Source organism: Phenylobacterium sp. (assembly GCF_041691455.1).
In the GTDB taxonomy this organism is placed as follows: domain Bacteria; phylum Pseudomonadota; class Alphaproteobacteria; order Caulobacterales; family Caulobacteraceae; genus Phenylobacterium.
The window spans coordinates 55399-73008 of the sequence record NZ_JBEPUO010000012.1 but is presented as its reverse complement, the minus strand read 5'-3'; the positions used below and the strand labels follow the sequence as shown (position 1 = coordinate 73008).

The window sequence follows — 17610 nt, the reverse complement described above, 5'->3', positions numbered from 1 at the left end:
CCGACCGCGCGCCTTCGGCGCAGGTCCTGATGGCCTCTACCTTCGCGGGTATTTAATTCGCAAGGCGCAATCGGTGAAGTAGGTCATTTTCGTTGTAAAACAACGTGTTATAGGGTGTATATCACCTATCAGCGGTGGTGGTTGCGCGCCGGCGACGCCCAAGGCCTGGCCGCCGCGGTTCCAGGCGGACGAACCTCTTGCCGCCCGATGCGCCTGGAGGCGGAACTGGCGCCATCGGCCGTCGTTTAGGCGATCCGACAACCCGGAGACCATCATGCCCAGCCAAGCCGAGATCGCCGACAAATTCTGGAAAGCCGTGAAGTCCGACCGCACCATGATGGTGGGCCTGGCCGGCATCGACGACAGCCTGGGCCAGCCCATGACCGCGCAGCTCGATGGCGACAAGGACGGCGGCCCGATCTACTTCTTCACGTCCAAAGAGACCGATCTGGCCCAGGACCTCGGCGCCCGACACCGCGCCACGGCCCACTTCGCGGCCAAGGGCCATGACCTGTTCGCGGCGGTGGACGGGGTGCTGTTCCCCGACGACGACCGGGCGACGATCGACCGGCTGTGGAGCCCCTTCGTGGCGGCCTGGTTCGAGGGCGGCAAGGACGACCCGAAGCTGCAGCTCCTGCGCTTCGAGCCGGAGCGGGCGCAGATCTGGCTCAACGACCACAGCCTGTTCGCCGGGGTGAAGATGCTCCTCGGGCATGACCCGAAGGACGCCTACGCGGACAAGACCGCCGACGTGCGCCTGAGCTAGGCCGTCACGGCCAGGCGCTCCATGCCGCGGAAGAACGGCAGCATGCGCCAGGCCGGCGTCCCCGCCGGATCGGCCAGCGCCAGGTTGGGGAAGCGATCGAACAGCTTCACCAGCGCCACCTGGGCCTCCAGGCGGGCCAGCGGCGCGCCGATGCAGATGTGGGCGCCGCCGCCGAAGGCCACATGCGGCTTATGTTTGCGGCTGACGTCGAAGCGGTGCGGGTCGTCGAAGACCTCCGGGTCACGATTGGCGCCGCGCAGCGAGACGAGCAGCGACTGGCCCGACCGCAGCGGACAGCCGGCGAGTTCCATCTGTTCAGGCGCGATGCGGCCGGTCATGTCGACGGGCGGCTCGTAGCGCAGCACCTCCTCGACCACGGCGTTGATGATCGCAGGATCGGCGCGCAGCTTGGCGAGCTCGCCGGGATTGAGCAGCAGGAGGCGCACCGCATTGCCGATCAGGTCGGTGGTGGTCAGGTTGCCGCCGACCAGCAGCGCCGAGAGGTTGATGCGCAGCTCGTCGTCGCTAAGCCCGCTATCCTCGGCCTGCGAGCGGACCATGTCGGTGATCAGGTCGTCGCGCGGATCGGTCCGGCGGGCGGCCATGGTCTCGGTGAAATAGTCCGACAGCGCGAGGCTGGCGGCTTCCATCTGGACGGTCTGCTCGGGGGTCCGCAGCGGATTGAGCGACTGGATCACGCCCTCCGACCATGCCCGGAATTCCACCAGACGCTCGCGATCGACGCCCAGGATCTGGGCGATCACGTCGATCGGGATCGGCACGCAGAAGCGGTCCATCAGGTCGAAGGCGGTCTCGCCGGCCAGGTCGTCCAGCGCCTCGTCGACGATCCGCTCCACCTGCGGGCGGAACTTGGCGACGCGGGCGTAGAGCGCCTGGGCGAGCGGCTGGCGCACCCGGCCGTGGTCGGGGTCGTCGAGCATCAGGATGGAGGTGGTCGAGGTGCGCGGCAGGTTTGGGTCGACGCCCGCCGTGAACCGCTGCTGCAGCACCGCGCCGGCCTCGGCGCGCATCGGGTCGCGCCACATCTCGCGGTCGTTGACGATCCCGCGCACGTCGCCGTAGCGGGTGAACAGCACGCTGCCCGACCCCTTGTCGTCATGCACGGGGCAGCGGCTGCGCAGGTCGTCCAGCAGGACGTGCGGGTCGAGCCGGAACTGCTCGTTGAACGGGGTCAGCTCCAGGATCGTGGGAAGCGGCTTTTCGGTCATCGGCCCCAGGTCCTCGGCGGTGGCTGCAGGCCATCATGCACCGCTTGCGACGCCTAAGAAACGGAAAATGACGCTGGCGTCAGGTTCAACACGGCGCCGCGCCGCTTCGTTGACCGCCGGCCGGAAACCGGCTTCGGTGGCGGCCGGGGCGTGGGCGCCTGGTCACGGGGGACTCTCAAGATGGCGTATTCGAAGTCCCCGAAGCTGGCCGCCGCGGTCATCGCCGCGATGGCCCTGGCCGCGCCCGGCCTGGCCTGGGCCCAGTCCGCCGGCGGCGACCGGGCGGCGGATCCGCCCGGCACGCGGTTCCGGTGCCAGGACGGCGGCGACATCCTCGCCCGGTTCGCGAGCCAGGACGGCCAGCTGGTGGCCATTGTCGACGCCTTCGACGGCGACGGTCCGCACACGCTGGCCTGGACGCCGTTCACCGGCGGCCCGATCAAGCTCACCTGGAGCGACGGCCGGCGCACGCTCACCTGGAGCCCCGGCGTGCAGATCATGTGGATGGCGGCCGACGTCCACCGCATGTGCGGCCGCGCCGGGCATCACCACTAGGGCTGAATCCTTACGCCGCCGCCACGGCTGAAGCGTCGTCCGCGGTCTCGACCGGGGCGGGCGCCGGATAGCGGGCGATGGCGGCGTAGAGCTCGGTGACGGCGATCGGCTTGGCGACGAAGCCGTCCATGCCGGCCTCCAGGTAGGCGTGAAGCTGATGGCTCATCACATTGGCGGTGAGCGCCACGATCGGGATGCGTCCGAGCCCGCTCGCCGCTTCCTTGGCGCGGATGGCGCGGGTGGCCGCGGGGCCGTCCATCACCGGCATCTGGACGTCCATCAGGATCAGGTCGAAGGAGCCGGTCTCCCAGCTGCGCACGGCGTCCTCGCCGTTGTCGACGATGGTCGGGTCGATGCCGATCTGCTCGAGCAGGGTGCGCAACACCAGCTGGTTGACCTCGTTATCCTCGGCCGCGAGCACCCGGAGCGCGGGCGCGTCGGCGGCCGGGGCCGGAAGACGCGCGGGCGGCTCGGCGGACGTCGAGGCGGGCGCGGCCTCGCTGCGCGCCATGGGCAGCTCGACCGTGAAGGTCGCCCCGCCGTTCGGTCCGTTGGCCACGGAAATCGCCCCGCCCATGGCCGCGCAGAGTTCGCGGCTGATGGCGAGGCCCAGGCCCGTGCCGCCGTAGCGGCGGGTGGTGGAGGCGTCGCCTTGGGTGAACTTCTCGAACAGCCGCTCGGCGAGCTCGTCGGGCACGCCCGGGCCGGTGTCGCGGACGCTCAACCGCACGCCCCAGGTCTCGGCGGCGACGATCACCCTCACCTCGCCTGCGTCGGTGAATTTCACGGCGTTGGAGATCAGGTTGCCGAGCACCTGGCGCACGCGCGCGGCGTCGCCTTGGTAGGTCCCGCGCGCGGCCGGATCAATGTCGAGGCCCAGCACCAGGCCCTTCTCGGCCGCCGTGCCGCTGAAGGCGCCCAGCGCGCTGTTGGCGACCGCCTCCAGGTCGAAGGGCGCGGCTTCGAGTTCGAGCTTGCCGGCCTCGATCTTCGCCACGTCGAGGATGTCGTTGAGGATGTCGAGCAGCGCCTCGCCGGACTGCCGGATGACGCCCAGGCGGCCGCGCTGGCGGGCCGAGAGCGCGTCGTTCTCCATGGCCTGGGCCATGCCGAGGACGCCGTTCAGCGGGGTGCGGATCTCGTGGCTGGTCACCGCCAGGAAGGTCGACTTGGCGTGGCTGGCCGCCTCCGCCGCCGCCAGCGCCTGGCGCAGCGCCTCGCTCTCGCGGAACAGGTTCTGGGCCAGGAGGACGATGAAGATGGTGTAGGCGCAGGTGCCGACCGTCAGCAGCAGGGCGCCGAGCAGGCTCAAGGGGTGGTCGGTCAGCCAGGCCGCGCAGGGCAGCAGGACCAGCGCCACGGAGGACGGCAGGACGAGGCTTCCGAAGTAGCGCCGCGCGCCGCGGGTCATCACCGCGTTGTTGAGATTGATCGCGCAGCCGACGACGATCGCCGCGGACAGACCAAAGCCCGAGTGGTCGCTGAGCATGACCAGGCAGACCGAGGAGAAGGCGACGGCCGACATCAATCGGCTCAGGCTGTTGATGGCCGCCAGGCGCCGGTCGTCGAGGCGCTCAAGGGCGCGGCGGGAAAGCACGGTGTCGACCAGCGCCGTCAGGATGGCGCCGCCCAGCCACAGGAGCGCCAGGGGCGAGCGGATCTGGATCCACAGCAGAATGCCGATCAGCAGGGTCTGACCCATCCGCGCGGGCAGGCCCGCGACCCGCCAGTGCAGGACCTTCAGGCTGGCGTCGTCCAACTCGTACATCCAGCCGTCCGTCCCCTCGGGCGCCGTTCGTCAGCGCCGACCAAAGCACGTCACCCGTTGTCAATTCGCAAACGTGGTTGAACGTGTTCTGTGAAACACGGACGGGTTGTTTCGCCGGAGACAGCGCCACGCCCCCGCCGGTGAGGGCGAGGGCGTGGGCTTTGGGGCGGCCTCTAGCGGCTACCAGCGATGGGCGCGCTCATAGCGGTCGTAGCGCCAGTCGCGGTGATAGCGATGGTCGCGGCGGTTGTCGTAGCGGTCCCAGCGGTCCGGGATGCCGTCATGGTCGCGGTCGGCCATGCGGACGCGGTTGTCGTAGCCACCGTAGCTGTAGGCGCCGCGGTCGTAGGCCCCACGGTCGGAAGAATGGGTGTAGCCGTAGGGCTGGGCCATCGCCGCGCCGCCGATGAGGGTGGCAGTCGCCGCAACCGCGGCCAGGATCAGGGTCTTCATGATGTGCTCCTTTGGTCCCTATGAGACAGACCTTAGAAGCCCGGGCCTGAACCGGCCGGGGATGGGGCGTTTAGGCGGGGTTCACGGGATGCCGCGCGGCCTTCGGCAGCCTCCTTCCCCCGGGTGAAGGAGAACGAGACTGCCGGCCGGGCGGACCTTACGCCGTGAGCGGGCTCGCGGCGATGCGGCGGCGGGCGCGGAGCGCGCCGCCGGTCATCAGCATGCCGCCGATCATCAGGGCCCAGGACGCGGGTTCAGGTACGGCCGCGGCGCTGGCCGTGTGGAACTGGGTGATGGCCGCGGCCGTGCTGAGCGTGCCGGCCGGGCCGGGCCCCTGGAGGTTGACGACCGACGTGACGCCGTCGTTGAGGTCGTTGGCGGTATCGAAGGTCAGGAACCCGAAGCCTGAGCCGCTGACGGTCGCGCCCTGGGGAATCAGGAAATCCACCAGCAGGTTGCCGCCCGACGGGTCGTAGAGGAACGGCGTGGTGAAGTTGACCGTATAGTCGAAGGGCTGCGGACCCTGGCCGGTCGCGGCCGTCGACAGCGTGACCGCGCCCGAGAACACCGTGGTCAGGTTCGCGCCTTCGTTGGCCGCGAAATTCGTGCTGGGTTGCGCGCCCGAGGCCTCGTTCGCCGAGACCATCGTGTTGGAGAGCGCCACCGTCAGGTTCGAGACATTGACGGTGTTGGAGAAAAAGCCGCTGGGCGCCGCGCCCGGATAGGCGCGGAAGGACAGGCCCGTGATCTGGGTCGGGCCGGCAAAGTACGAGGCGTCGTAGATCTGTTGAACCTGGCTTCCGCCTGAGCCGTAATAGTTGATCGGCGCAGGCCCCTGGGCGTCGCCCGGGCCGGCGGGCGTGATGATCGTGCCCGCGAAGGCGGGACCCGCGGCCAAGCCGGCCGCAAGCAGAATGGCAGTAAGCATCTTCATGGCGTGTTTCCTGGCAATCCCCCGACGTCGCAGAGTAAGGCGATGGTCAGACAAGCGCGGCAAGAAGATTATTTTTTCGATTCAAAGCATCTAAACTGCTGTTCTCGCGTAGGCGGAGCCAGTTGTTTCAGCTTTGAATTCTATGAGAGTGTATATTCCCGGGACAGGCGAGTAATAGCCTCAGCCCAAGGCAGAGCTTGTTGGTATCTCTTGTGCTGGATACAGCCCGTCGCAAGCGGAATTCGCAGGCGCCGGCCCGCTCAGGCACCCTACCCGCTCACGCCGGCGGCGCGCCCCAAGGGCTCATCGGAACGCCGCCCGGCGTCAGGTGGTCGATGGACTGGGGCAGCACCTCGGCGAGCTTGGACGCGAGCTCGGCGGGCGGAATGCCGAGCTTGGCGGCCAGCGCTTCTATGGCCTCCGGCCCCAGGCCCTGGTGCACCTGGGCCGGGGTGATCGGCTGGTTGGCGCCCGGCCCCACCCAGGACTGCACCGTGGGTCCCAGCCCATTGGTCTGGAACTGGTTGATCACCCCCTGGACCCCGCCGTGCCGCTCGAGCACGTCATTGACCACGCCGGCCATCCCGGCCCCGATCATGCCGCCGAGGATTCCGTCGAACATGCCCATGGCGTGATGCTCCGTCCGTGAGTGCGCGCGGAAGATCCGGGCGGGGTGGCGGCCAGGATAAGGGGTTTTCGCCGGCCTGTCGGTGGGATTTGCGGGAGGCGGCGGGGAGATGGCTGCGGGACGGGGCTGCCCCTAGGGCGCCGTTTCCATCCCGCGCAATCGGTGGCAGTTGCGAAGGCGAGCGACCCCGATCCCCTTTGCGGAGCCCACCATGCCGGCCGACGCCCTGTTCCAACCCTTCACCTTCAAGGGGCTCACCCTGCCCAACCGGATCGTCATGGCGCCGATGACCCGGGGCATGTCGCCGGGCGGGGTGGCGACGCCGGAGGTGGCCGCCTACTACGCGCGCCGCGCCGCCGCCGAGGTCGGGCTGATCGTCTCCGAGGGGACCGGCGTCGAGCGCGCGGTCTCGCTGAACAGCCCGAACATCCCGCGCTTCCACGGCGACGCAGAGCTCGCCGCCTGGAAGACGGTGATCGACGGCGTGCACGCGGCCGGCGGCAGGATGGCCCCGCAGCTCTGGCACGTGGGCGCCATTCCCGGCCGGGGCGACGACGCGGTCCACCCGGACGACCACGACAGCCCGTCGGGCCTGACCGCGCCCGGCGTCCCGCACGGCGCGCCGATGAGCGATGCGGATGTGGCCGACACCATCGCGGCCTTCGCCACCGCCGCGGCGGACGCCGAGCGCCTGGGCTTCGACGCCGTCGAGCTGCACGGCGCCCACGGCTACCTGATCGACCAGTTCTTCTGGGAGGGCACCAACCAGCGCGAGGACGGCTTCGGCGGCCCGACGATCGCCGAGCGCTCGCGGTTCGCCGCCGAGATCATCGCCGCGGTGCGCAAGGCGGTGGGGCCCGACTTCCCGCTGATCATCCGCATCTCGCAGTGGAAGCAGCAGGACTTCGCCGTGCGCGTGGCGACCACGCCCAAGGAGATGGAGACCTGGCTCACCACCCTGACCGACGCCGGCGCCGACATCATCCACTGCTCGCAGCGCCGGTTCTGGGAGCCCGAATTCGAGGGCTCGGACCTGAACTTCGCCGGCTGGGCCAAGAAGCTGACCGGGGCCCCGACCATCGCCGTGGGCTCGGTGGGCCTGACCGGCGAGTTCATCGCCTCCTACGGCGGCGAAGGCTCCAAGCCCGCCTCCCTCGACGAGCTTCTGCGCCGCCTGGACCGCGGCGACTTCGACCTGGTCGGCGTCGGCCGCGCCCTCCTCCAGGACCCGCAATGGGCCGTGAAGATCCACCAGGGGCGGACGGACGAGCTGATGGACTACGACCGCTCGGCGATCATGAGTTTGTCTTAGGCGAGCGGGCGGACGCGGCGGAAATCCGCCGTCCGCTGTTCCGCGAACCGCGGCGAAGGTGCATCATCGGCGTGGCTTGGGGGCACACCGATGATCGACCGACGCGGACTGCTGGCGGCTGGGCTCGCCGGGACCAGCGCCCTGCCCGGCCTGGCGGCGGCGGCGGCGCGCATGGGCGGCTTCGGCCCGCGCGACCTCGCCGGCACGTGGGACCTCGGCAGCTATACCGAGATCGAGCGGCCGGCGGGGTTCGGGGGCCTGGTCGCCACGCCGGCCGAGGCCGAGGCCTATGAGGCGCCGCGCCGCAAGCTCGGCGGCATGCTGCCCGGCAAGCCCGGCGAGGTTGGCCAGGCGGAGAACGAGTTCCTGGACCGCGGGACGGGCCTGGCGCGGGTGAAGGGCGAACTGCGCTCGTCCTGGATCGTCGACCCGCCGGACGGCAAGATCCCCTACACGCCCGCCGCCCAGGCGCTGGCCGGGACCGGCGGCCCCGGCGCGCCCGCCTCGGCCGGGGGCGGGCTGGACAATCCGGAGGAGATGGGCGGCACGACCCGCTGCCTGGCCACGGTCGCGGCGGGGGCCCCGATCTTCGCCGCGCCCGACTCCAATATCGTGCAGACGCTGCTGACCCGCGACCACTTCGCGATCCAGTCGGAGAAGTACCACGACGTGCGGATCGTCCGCCTGGTGGCCGACGCCCGCGCGCTCGCCGCCGCGCCGCGCGATCCGCAGGGCTGGCTCGGCTGTTCGGTGGGGTGCTGGGAGGGCGACGCGCTCAGGGTGGAGACGACCGGGTTCCATCCCGGCGTGATCAACCGGGGCCAGCGCATCCTGACGTCCGGCGCGACGCGGGTGAGCGAGCGGTTCAGCCGCCTGCCCACGGGCGAGCTTCTCTATGCCTTCAGCGTCGAAGACCCCGACCTGCTGACCCGCCCCTGGCGCGGCGAGATGGCGTTCCGCATCAGTCGAGGCGCGCTCTTCGAATACGCCTGCCACGAGGGCAACTATTCGATGGCCGGCATGCTGGCGGGCGCGCGGCGGGAGGAGCGGGAGAAGGCGAAGTAGGTGGGGCGGCGCCAGTCCTTACGCCGCAAAGGCTCAGAGCGCGCCGCTCTTGACCGAAGCCTGACCAAGGGTTTCGCATTTTTGCACGGCACGCGAGTTGCCGATCTCCATCGCAACATACTAATGCAGAGCGGGCATGGCGGACGGCACAAGCATCAGACTAAAAACCCCCATCGTCCCGCCACTGAAATGGGCAGGCGGAAAGCGATGGCTGGTCAACCGTCTCGCACCAGCCATCTCCGTTCCCTTCGTTCGACTAGTCGAACCGTTCGCAGGATCTGCCGCGACGTTTTTCGCGCTACGTCCAACAAGTGCGATTCTCGCGGATACAAATCGAGAATTGATCAACGTGTACCGTCAAATAAAGAGAGATCCTTCAGGAATATATGAACAACTAGAGATACATGCGGCAAATCACTCACGCGACTATTACTATCTTATGAGATCTCAGGAACCGAACGACTTCGTTGGTCAAGCATCAAGGACATTGTATCTAAATAGAACCTGCTGGAACGCCCTATATCGCGTCAATAAACAGGGGAAATTCAATGTTCCAAAGGGTACAAAAGACTCTGTACTTCTTAAGACCGATGATTTCGAATCGGTTTCGGAAGCCCTGTCCGCCGCCGATCTGAGGACCGCCGATTTCGCGCGGACTATAGCGATGGCGGGCCCGGGAGATTTGATTTTCGCAGACCCACCATATTTCTCGACAAGCGTTGCCGGCACGTTCGTCAAATACACCAACCGCTGCTTCAGTTGGCCAGACCAGGTTCGGTTGGCCCGGTGCATTACGGATGCCCACCGTCGAGGCGCGCACTTCATCCTCACCAACGTCGATGTCCAGGAGCTTGAACGCCTGTATGCTGGCGTAGGCTACGTCACGAGAGTGGCCCGCACCTCCGTGATCTCCGGCAAGCCGAGCGGCCGCATCAAGGCATCCGAGTTGCTATGGACAAGCTTCCCGCTAGAGTTGTAGCTATTGCCCTGAGTGGGCGGGGGCCCCGATGAGAAAATTCATTGCCGACGTGCTGTCGGCACCGCCGATAGCACGTCGAGAAGCCGGTCGCGAGCTAACGGTAACCCTCATCGTTTCGATGGGGACCTTCTTTGTCGGCCCTTTGATCTTTTCACTCGCAAAGACTAGAAGTCCATTCAAGACTTGTCACAATATCGCGGTGGCATTGGATCGCGATGAAGGTGGACCGTTCGATCGTCGCATTAAACGATTGGGATTTGCTACTGAGGGCCGCGACTTTGAGCCCATAACTCAGTCGAATTTCGTCGACACGTTAATGCCTTATATATCGGCTGATCCCAAAGCCGACCGCGACGCATTAATTCGGAAGCGTAGTCTTCTTCCACCGTCCGATCCGGAGAAACAGATCTTCCGCCAGATGTTTATTGACGATCGAGATCTGGAAATTGCGCGAACTGTCTCGGAATATTTTTATGCTGTGCGTGAACGCTGGCCGAAGGCCTGGGACGCCAAGCGCCGAGGACAAATGTTGAATCGCACAAATGGTGTGCGCGCTCTCATCCGAGCACTGGGACATTTCTACCTCCAAGCCACGGTGCCGGGGCGGGTGGTAATGCGCGACAAGTTTTTGCCGCTGCTGGAGCGGGTGCCTCTACCCGACCGGGCCTTCAACACCGAGTACTTCCCACCCGGAACGAGCGGCGAATCGAAACTACGCCGTATTCTCGTCGGCGAAGAAGCTCCTTAAGAGCATAGCCCGCCCCACGGCCTCTAGCTGTACCGGCCTGCGCCGCCCCTACCGCGGCCTAAACCGCTTCGTCGCCGGGAACCCCTTCGGCGTCAGCTTCCCCGCCCCGGCCCGGCGGCCCAGCCATTCGCGCCAGGCGTCCCACTGGAAGGTGCGGCCTGCTCCGTCGATCCAAGACGCGCCGTCCACCTCGGCGAACGCCAGCGCGTCGCGCAGGCCGCCCTCGCGGTAGGCCTGGAGCTTGACGCCCTTGCCTCTCGGCATCTCGGGGAGTTCGGCGGTGGGGAAGATCAGGATCTTGCCGTTGTCGCCGATGACCGCGAGGTGGTCGGCGGAGCCTAGCGGCAGGCTGATAGCGGCGCCTTTTGCGCCGGCGTTCAGCACCTGCTTGCCGGCGCGGCGGAAGGCGATGGCCTCGTCTTCCGGCAGGATGAAGCCGTAGCCTTCCTTGCTGGCCAGGATGCGCCGGGCGCCGGGCTTGTGGACGAAGACGTCGACGATGCCGACGCGGTCGTCGAGGTCGATCATCAGGCGCAGCGGCTCGCCGTGGCCCCGCGCGCTCGGGAGCTTGTCGCAGGCGAGCGTGAAGAACCGGCCGTCGGAGGCGAAGACCAGCAGCTTGTCGGTGGTCTCGGCCGGGACCAGGAAGCCCAGCTTGTCGCCCTCCTTGAACTTCAGCTCCGAAGGATCGTCGATACGGCCCTTGGCGGCGCGGATCCAGCCGCGGTCGGAGAGGATCACGGTGATCGGCTCGCGCACGATCATCGCCTCGATGGCGGCCTCGGCGTCGACCTCCGGCGCGTCGGCGAAGATCGAGCGGCGCCGGCCCAGCGTGGTGTTGGCGCCGAGCGTGGTGAGGGTGTGCTTCAGCCCCGCGCCCACCAGCTTCCACTGGGCGCGGTCGTTGGCCAGCATGCCGACGATGCCGTCGCGTTCCTCGGCGAGCTCGGCGTGTTCGCGGCGGAGCTCCATCTCCTCAAGCCGCGCGAGCTGCCGCAGGCGGGTGTTGAGGATGGCATCGGCCTGCAGCTCGGAGAGGTCGAAGGTCTCGATCAGCCGCGCCTTGGGGTCCTCCTCATAACGGACGATGCGGATCACCTCGTCGAGGTTGAGGTAGGCGATCAGCAGGCCGTCGAGGATGTGCAGGCGCGCCTCGATCTTCGCCAGGCGGTGGCGGGCCCGGCGGACCAGCACCTCGCGGCGGTGGTCCAGGAAGGCTTTCAGGACCTGCTTCAGCCCCATGACGCCGGGCGTGCCGCGGGCGTCGAGGACGTTGAGGTTGACGCTGAAGCGGTTCTCCAGGTCGGAGAGCTTGAAGAGGCTCTCCATCAGGACTTCGGGCTCGACGTTGCGGCTCTTGGGCTCGAGGACCAGGCGGACGTCCTCGGCGCTCTCGTCGCGGACGTCGCCCAGCAGGGGCACGCGCTTGTTTTCGATCAGCTCGGCGAGCTGTTCGACGAGGTCGGCCTTCTTCACCTGGTAGGGGATCTGGGTGACGACGATCTGGTAGGTCCCGTTGCCCAGCGGCTCCTTGGTCCAGAGCGCGCGCAGGCGCACCCCGCCCCGGCCGGTCTCGTAGGTCTCCAGCAGGCTCGCGGCCGGCTCGACGATCACCCCGCCGGTCGGGAAGTCCGGGCCTTTGACGTGGGCCATCAGCTCGGCGGTGGTGGCGTCCGGATCGGCGAGCAAAGCCAGGCAAGCATCGATCAGCTCGGCGGCGTTGTGCGGCGGGATCGAGGTGGCCATGCCGACCGCGATGCCGGTCGAGCCGTTGGCGAGCAGATTGGGGAAGCCGGTGGGCAGGACGACCGGCTCGGTGTCCTGGCCGTCGTAGGTCGCCTTGAAGTCGACGGCGTCCTCGTCGATGCCCTCCAGCAGGAGCGTGGCGGCCTCGGTGAGCTTGGCCTCGGTGTAGCGCATGGCGGCGGGGTTATCGCCGTCGATGTTGCCGAAGTTGCCCTGGCCGTTCACCAGCGGATAGCGCTGGGCGAAGTCCTGGGCCATGCGGACGAGCGTGTCGTAGATCGACTGGTCGCCGTGCGGGTGGTAGCCGCCCATCACCTCGCCCACCACCTTGGCGCATTTGCGGGCCGCGGCGTCCGGGTTCAGCCGCATCTCGCGCATGGCGTAGAGCACGCGCCGCTGCACAGGTTTCAGCCCATCGCGGACGTCGGGCAGCGCCCGGTCGGTGATGACGCTGAGCGCATAGGCCAGATAGCGCCGGCTGAGCGCTTCGGTCAGCGGCTCGTCGATGATCCGGTCGCCGGGCGGCGGGGGCGTGGTGAGGACGTCGGTCATGGTGGGGGAATCAACAATAGGGTGAGGCCCTAACTTAGAGCCGGCGGCGGCCGACGCGTAGGGATTTGAACCACGGAAAGCACGGAACACACGGAAGGCGCGAAGCGCGATCCGCCATGGCTACGAACTGGGGGGTTGGCCCTCGAATTCCGTGCCTTCCGTGTTTTCCGTGGTCGCTCTTCCTTGCGCTTCGCGCCTAGAGCCGCCCCGCGTCGCTCAGCCGGTCGACCAGCCAAAGGCGGGCCGGCGGCAGGGGGCGGTTGATCGGGTTGAAGATGAACTGCTCGAGGAAGTGGGCGGTGAGCGCGAGCCCTGCGCCCACGTCGCCGTCCTCCAGCCGCGACTGGCTGGAGAGCAGGAAGGGCGGCAGGGCCAGCATCCGGTCGCGATAGGGTTCGCCGGCGGCGCGCGAGACGGCGCGGCCGGTCTTCGGGCTGACATAGATCAGGTCGTCGGTGGTTCCGGTGGCCGCGCACTTGGAGAGGTCGAGGCCGAAGCCCAGCTCCTGCAGCAGCCCGGCCTCGAACCGTACGAAGACCGCCGGCCAGTAGTCGGTGTGGGCCAGCGCCTCGGAGAGCGCCTGGAAGGCCAGGTAGGCCCCCGGATGCGGCTCGCGCTCGGGCAGAGCGCCGGCGGCGACCGCGGCGGCGGCGGAAAGCCCGGCCAGGGCGAGCGCATCGTCGAACAGCGCCGAGGGCCCCTCGCCCACCGGCTCCAGGCTGGCCGACCCCAGCTGGTCGGAGACCCGCGCGCGGTAGCGGACCAGCACCTGGGCGCCGGCCTGCAGGAACGGCTTCATCTTGCGCGACGCGCCGCCCGCCACATGGGCGGCGTACTTGCCGTGGGCGGCGGTCAACAGCTCCACGATCGCCCCCGCCTCGCCGAACGGGCGGGCCGAAAGCACGAAGGCGTCGTCCTCAAACTCCATGGGGGAATTCCATCAGCCCGTTAGTAGCGGAAGAAGGGGAACCACGGAAAACACGGAAAGAGCACGGAAAGCGCGCAGCGCGCCAAGAATGATCGCCGGCCAGCAGCGGGGTCCACGGGTCCGTGTCTTTCCGTGTTTTCCGTGGTTGAATTCTTGCCGCTTCGCGGCGGGCGTCAGGCGTCGAAGTCCAGCCCCACGTCGCCGTAGAACTCGCGCTTGTCGGCCCAGCGCTCGTCGACCTTCACGTGCAGGAACAGGTGGACCGGGCGGTCGAGCAATTCACTCAACTCCTCCCGGGACTTCTGGCCGATCCATTTCAGGGTCTGGCCCTTGGCGCCCAGGATGATCGGGCGCTGGCTCTCGCGCTCGACATAGATGGTCTGCTCGATGCGGGCCGAGCCGTCCTTGCGCTCCTCGAAGGCGGTGGTCTCGACGGCGGCGGCGTAGGGCAGCTCCTCGTGGACGCGCAGGTAGATCTTCTCGCGGGTGATCTCGGCGGCCAGCAGGCGGGCCGGGATGTCGGCGGTCTGTTCGGCCGGATAGAACCAGGGTCCTTCCTTCATCAGCTCGGCGAGCCGGGCCTTGAGGTCGTCGACGCCGGCTCCGGTCTTGGCGGAGATCATGAAGACCTCGGAATAGACGCCTGTGTCGAAAAGCGTTTTGACCAGGGCCAGAAGCGTCTCGCGCTTCATGCCGTCGATCTTGTTGAGCGCCAGGATCGCCGTCTTGCCGGAGGTCTTCAGGCCTTCGACGATGGAGTCCACGTCGATGGCGGAGCGTTTGTCGGCCGAGGTGGCGCCCGGCTCGGGGGCCTTCAGCTCGGCGACGCTGTCGACCAGGTGGACGATGACGTCGGCGTCCTGCGCCCCGCCCCAGGCGGCGCGCACCATGGCGCGGTCGAGCTTGCGGCGCGGCTGGAAGATGCCGGGCGTGTCGACCAGCACGATCTGGGCGTCGCCTTCCATGGCCACGCCGCGCACCGGGAAGCGGGTGGTCTGCACCTTCTGGGTGACGATCGAGACCTTGGCGCCCACCAGGCGGTTGGTGAGCGTCGACTTGCCCGCGTTGGGCGCGCCGATGATGGCGGCGAAGCCGGCGCGGGTCACGCCTTGGCCTCCTGGGGGACGTGCCGGGTCAGCATGGCGTCGGCCGCCAGGCGCTCGGCCTCGCGCTTGGAGCCGCCGACCGCGGTCATCGGCTCCAGCTCAGGCAGGCCCACCTCCACGGTGAACACCGGCTCATGCGCCGAGCCCTCCTGCTTGATCACCCGGTAGTTGGGGACCGGCAGGCCGCGCGCCATGGCCCATTCCTGCAACATGGTCTTGGGGTCCTTGGTCGGAGCGTCGAGGTTCTGGAAGGCCTCGTCCCAGAAGCTGAGGACGAAGTCGCGGGCGGCCTGGAAGCCGGCGTCGAGATAGAGCGCCGCGATCAGCGCCTCGCAGGCGTCTCCTAGCACGCGATCGTTGTCGCGGGCGCCGATCTTGGTGGCGCTGGCGTCGACCCGCATCGCATCGCGCAGGCCGGCCCGTCGCGCGGCGTCCGCACAGGCGTGGTAGTTGACGAGCTGGTTCATCTGCTTGGAAAGCTCGCCTTCGGCCGCCGCCGGCTTGAGCCGCATGAGCTGTTCGGCGACGACCAGGTTCAGCACCCGATCACCGAGGAACTCCAGCCGCTCGTTGTCGCGGATCTTCGCCGAGCCCTTGGTCACGCTGCCGTGGGTGAGCGCGCGCTCGAGGAGTTCGCGGTCGGCGAAGCTGTGGCCTATGCGGCGTTCGAGCTCGGCGACCGCGGCGACGCGCGTGTTCATTGAAGCAGGTGGAAGAACCGGCTGGGCTGGAGGTTCATCACCCAGGTCCAGGGCTTGAAGATCGAGGCGCCGGCGCTCCAGGACAGCAGGATGATCTGCGCCTTGCCTTCGAGGTTCTCGGCCGGGACGAAACCCACGCCGCCGGCCTCGGGCGGAACCCGGCTGTCGGAGGAGTTGTCGCGGTTGTCGCCCATCATGAAATAGTGGTGCTCCGGCACCAGGAACTCGGTCGTGTTGTCGAGGTCGCCGGTCGGGCCGAAGTCGTTGGTCAGGTAGGTCTTCCCGCCCGGCAGGGTCTCGCGGTAGCGGGTGACGTCGTGCAGGAAGCCGTAGCCGGAATCCTCGCGCACCGTGCCCAGCGAGACGCGCGGCACCTGCACGCCGTTGAGGAACAAGAGGCCCTGCTTCATCTGGATGCGGTCGCCCGGCAGGCCGATGACCCGCTTGATGTAGTCGGTCGAATTGTCGTGCGGCAGCTTGAAGACGACGATGTCGCCGCGGTGCGCCTTTTTCTCCATGAGACGGCCGGAGAACAGCGGCGGGCTGAACGGGATCGAGTGCTTCGAATAGCCGTAGGTCCACTTCGACACGATGATGTAGTCGCCCTGGTAGAGGTTGGGCTCCATCGACGCCGACGGGATCGTGTAGGGCTGGAAGAAGAGCACGCGCAGGAAGAGCGCGATCAGCAGCGCATAGACGATGGTTTTGACGATCTCGACGATCTCGGCCATCGCGCCGTGTTTTTCGGGAGGCGCTGAAGCCTGCGTGGTCTCACTCATAGATGGTCCTTGGAATTGAGCCCGCCGTCGCGGACGGGCCGTTGCTACGCGTTGCCTGCCGCCGGAGCAAGTTTTGTGCCCGTGAAGATAAGCTCATGCGCGGTTCGCCGGGATAGTTTCGCACGCCTCAGGTGACCCCGGCGCGGGGTGACAACGGGGCCGCGTCCCGTCACAAGGCGCCGATGACCGGCCCCGCGCTCAAACCCCTGCACGCCCTCCTGGCGCTTCTGGCGATCGCCATCTGGGGCTCCAACTTCGTGGTCATCAAGCTGGCGCTGGCGCACCTGCCACCTCTGACCCTGGCGGCCCTCAGGTTCGTGTTCGCGGCCTTTCCGGCGCTGTTCTTCATCAAGCGCCCGGCCACGCCGATGTGGATGCTGGCGGCCTATGGACTGCTGATCGGGGTCGTGCAGTTCGGCGTGCTCTACATCGCCATGCAAAGCTCGATCTCGCCGGGGCTGGCCTCGCTGGTGGTGCAGACCCAGGCCTTCTTCACCATCGGGCTTTCCATGGCCCTGACCGGCGAGCGGTTGCGGGGATACCAGCTCGCGGCCCTGCTGCTGGCCGCCGCGGGGCTCGGCTGGCTGATGGTCCACGCGGGCGCCGAGGTGACGCCGCTGGGCCTGGGGCTGGTGCTGCTGTCCGCCCTGGGATGGGCCGGCGGCAACACCGTGCAGCGGGCGGCCAAGACCGAGAGTGTCCTCGCCTTCGTGGTCTGGTCGAGCCTGTTCGCGATTCCGCCGCTGATCGCGCTCGCCCTGGTCTTCGACGGCTGGCCAGCGATCGTCCACGGGATCACCCAGGCGACGCCCGGGACCTGGGCGGCGGTCCTCTGGCAATCGCTGGGCAACACGCTCGTCGGCTACGTGGCCTGGGGTTGGCTGCTCGACCGTTATCCGGCCGCGACGATCTCCCCGCTCTCGCTGCTGGTGCCGGTGATCGGCATGGGGGCCTCGGCGATCCTGCTGGGCGAGCCGCTGTCGGCCTGGAAGCTCACCGCCGCGGGCCTGGTGCTGAGCGGCCTGGCGCTGAACACGCTGTGGCCCATGTGGCGGCGGCGCGCCGCCGGGCGCTGATCGGCTTCTCGACCCACCGAAGCCGGACGCCTGTGGCGGTGGGGACAGGCTGAAACCTCCGTCCCCGGACGGATACGCGCCCGTCCGAAAGGCGCCATCTGCCCCGGGCGCGATAGCGCCGCCTCAAAACCGGGCGCCCGGCCCCGGGCGCCGAAATCGCGGGCGCCCCTTTGTTCAATTTTAAGCCGGAAATCTCGCAAAATATGCGTATTCGGATACGGTGTTCGATAACCGGTAGACACTCCTCAGCAATCGCTCATCCTTCCTGTCAACCTATCGATGAAT

17 protein-coding genes are annotated in these 17610 nt (G+C 68.0%); 7 read left to right on the top strand and 10 right to left on the bottom strand.

Annotated features, from left to right (window positions below):
- Positions 1 to 274: 274 nt before the first annotated feature.
- Complete coding sequence (locus ACESMY_RS14990; RefSeq protein ID WP_372785411.1) at positions 275 to 766, top strand: pyridoxamine 5'-phosphate oxidase family protein; 492 nt, start codon at positions 275 to 277, stop codon at positions 764 to 766.
- Here the strand turns inward: ACESMY_RS14990 and ACESMY_RS14985 are convergent.
- Positions 763 to 1995 carry a cytochrome P450 gene (locus ACESMY_RS14985; RefSeq protein ID WP_372785410.1) on the bottom strand — a complete coding sequence of 411 codons (1233 nt, stop codon included), beginning with the start codon at positions 1993 to 1995 and terminating at the stop codon, positions 763 to 765. The two genes, ACESMY_RS14990 and ACESMY_RS14985, sit on opposite strands and share 4 nt — an antisense overlap.
- Positions 1996 to 2175: 180 nt before the next feature.
- Between ACESMY_RS14985 and ACESMY_RS14980 the strand changes: the two genes are divergently transcribed.
- The gene (locus ACESMY_RS14980; protein WP_372785408.1) at positions 2176 to 2550 is read left to right on the top strand and encodes a hypothetical protein; all 375 of its coding nucleotides are present in this window, start codon (positions 2176 to 2178) and stop codon (positions 2548 to 2550) included.
- Positions 2551 to 2560: 10 nt separating this feature from the next.
- Here ACESMY_RS14980 and ACESMY_RS14975 read toward each other — a convergent pair whose 3' ends face one another.
- The 4 genes from ACESMY_RS14975 to ACESMY_RS14960 all read right to left on the bottom strand — a co-directional run bounded on the left by ACESMY_RS14975 (position 2561) and on the right by ACESMY_RS14960 (position 6333).
- Complete coding sequence (locus ACESMY_RS14975; protein WP_372785407.1) at positions 2561 to 4318, bottom strand: ATP-binding protein; 1758 nt, start codon at positions 4316 to 4318, stop codon at positions 2561 to 2563.
- A 180-nt stretch (positions 4319 to 4498) separates the two neighbouring features.
- Positions 4499 to 4771, bottom strand: a complete 273-nt coding sequence (locus ACESMY_RS14970; protein WP_372785406.1) for a hypothetical protein — start codon at positions 4769 to 4771, stop codon at positions 4499 to 4501.
- Between the two features lie 157 nt (positions 4772 to 4928).
- Entirely contained in the window at positions 4929 to 5705 is a 777-nt protein-coding gene (locus ACESMY_RS14965; protein ID WP_372785405.1) for a PEPxxWA-CTERM sorting domain-containing protein, read from the bottom strand.
- 277 nt (positions 5706 to 5982) lie between these two features.
- Positions 5983 to 6333: a YidB family protein gene (locus tag ACESMY_RS14960; RefSeq protein WP_372785404.1), complete on the bottom strand. Its 351-nt coding sequence runs from the start codon at positions 6331 to 6333 to the stop codon at positions 5983 to 5985.
- 211 nt (positions 6334 to 6544) lie between these two features.
- Between ACESMY_RS14960 and ACESMY_RS14955 the strand changes: the two genes are divergently transcribed.
- The 4 genes from ACESMY_RS14955 (at position 6545) to ACESMY_RS14940 (ending at position 10437) form a co-directional block, all read left to right on the top strand.
- The gene (locus ACESMY_RS14955) at positions 6545 to 7645 is read left to right on the top strand and encodes an NADH:flavin oxidoreductase (RefSeq protein ID WP_372785403.1); all 1101 of its coding nucleotides are present in this window, start codon (positions 6545 to 6547) and stop codon (positions 7643 to 7645) included.
- 90 nt (positions 7646 to 7735) lie between these two features.
- The gene (locus tag ACESMY_RS14950) at positions 7736 to 8710 is read left to right on the top strand and encodes a hypothetical protein (RefSeq protein WP_372785402.1); all 975 of its coding nucleotides are present in this window, start codon (positions 7736 to 7738) and stop codon (positions 8708 to 8710) included.
- A 136-nt stretch (positions 8711 to 8846) separates the two neighbouring features.
- Positions 8847 to 9689 (top strand): DNA adenine methylase, encoded by an 843-nt coding sequence (locus ACESMY_RS14945; RefSeq protein WP_372785401.1) that lies wholly within the window; start codon positions 8847 to 8849, stop codon positions 9687 to 9689.
- A 28-nt stretch (positions 9690 to 9717) separates the two neighbouring features.
- Positions 9718 to 10437 (top strand): hypothetical protein, encoded by a 720-nt coding sequence (locus ACESMY_RS14940; RefSeq protein WP_372785400.1) that lies wholly within the window; start codon positions 9718 to 9720, stop codon positions 10435 to 10437.
- Positions 10438 to 10485: 48 nt separating this feature from the next.
- Here ACESMY_RS14940 and parC read toward each other — a convergent pair whose 3' ends face one another.
- The 5 genes from parC to lepB form a co-directional block, all read right to left on the bottom strand.
- Positions 10486 to 12735 carry a DNA topoisomerase IV subunit A gene (gene parC / locus ACESMY_RS14935; RefSeq protein WP_372785399.1) on the bottom strand — a complete coding sequence of 750 codons (2250 nt, stop codon included), beginning with the start codon at positions 12733 to 12735 and terminating at the stop codon, positions 10486 to 10488.
- Positions 12736 to 12931: 196 nt separating this feature from the next.
- Entirely contained in the window at positions 12932 to 13663 is a 732-nt protein-coding gene (gene recO, locus ACESMY_RS14930; protein WP_372785398.1) for a DNA repair protein RecO, read from the bottom strand.
- Positions 13664 to 13836: 173 nt separating this feature from the next.
- Positions 13837 to 14769, bottom strand: coding sequence for a GTPase Era (era, locus tag ACESMY_RS14925; RefSeq protein WP_372785397.1), 933 nt, complete (start codon positions 14767 to 14769; stop codon positions 13837 to 13839).
- Complete coding sequence (gene rnc, locus ACESMY_RS14920) at positions 14766 to 15470, bottom strand: ribonuclease III (protein ID WP_372785396.1); 705 nt, start codon at positions 15468 to 15470, stop codon at positions 14766 to 14768. Before rnc ends, era begins: the two co-directional genes overlap by 4 nt.
- Complete coding sequence (lepB, locus tag ACESMY_RS14915) at positions 15467 to 16249, bottom strand: signal peptidase I (protein ID WP_372785395.1); 783 nt, start codon at positions 16247 to 16249, stop codon at positions 15467 to 15469. The genes rnc and lepB overlap by 4 nt, the downstream gene beginning before the upstream one ends.
- A gap of 182 nt (positions 16250 to 16431) precedes the next feature.
- Between lepB and ACESMY_RS14910 the strand changes: the two genes are divergently transcribed.
- Positions 16432 to 17325 carry an EamA family transporter gene (locus ACESMY_RS14910; RefSeq protein ID WP_372785394.1) on the top strand — a complete coding sequence of 298 codons (894 nt, stop codon included), beginning with the start codon at positions 16432 to 16434 and terminating at the stop codon, positions 17323 to 17325.
- Positions 17326 to 17610: the final 285 nt, after the last annotated feature.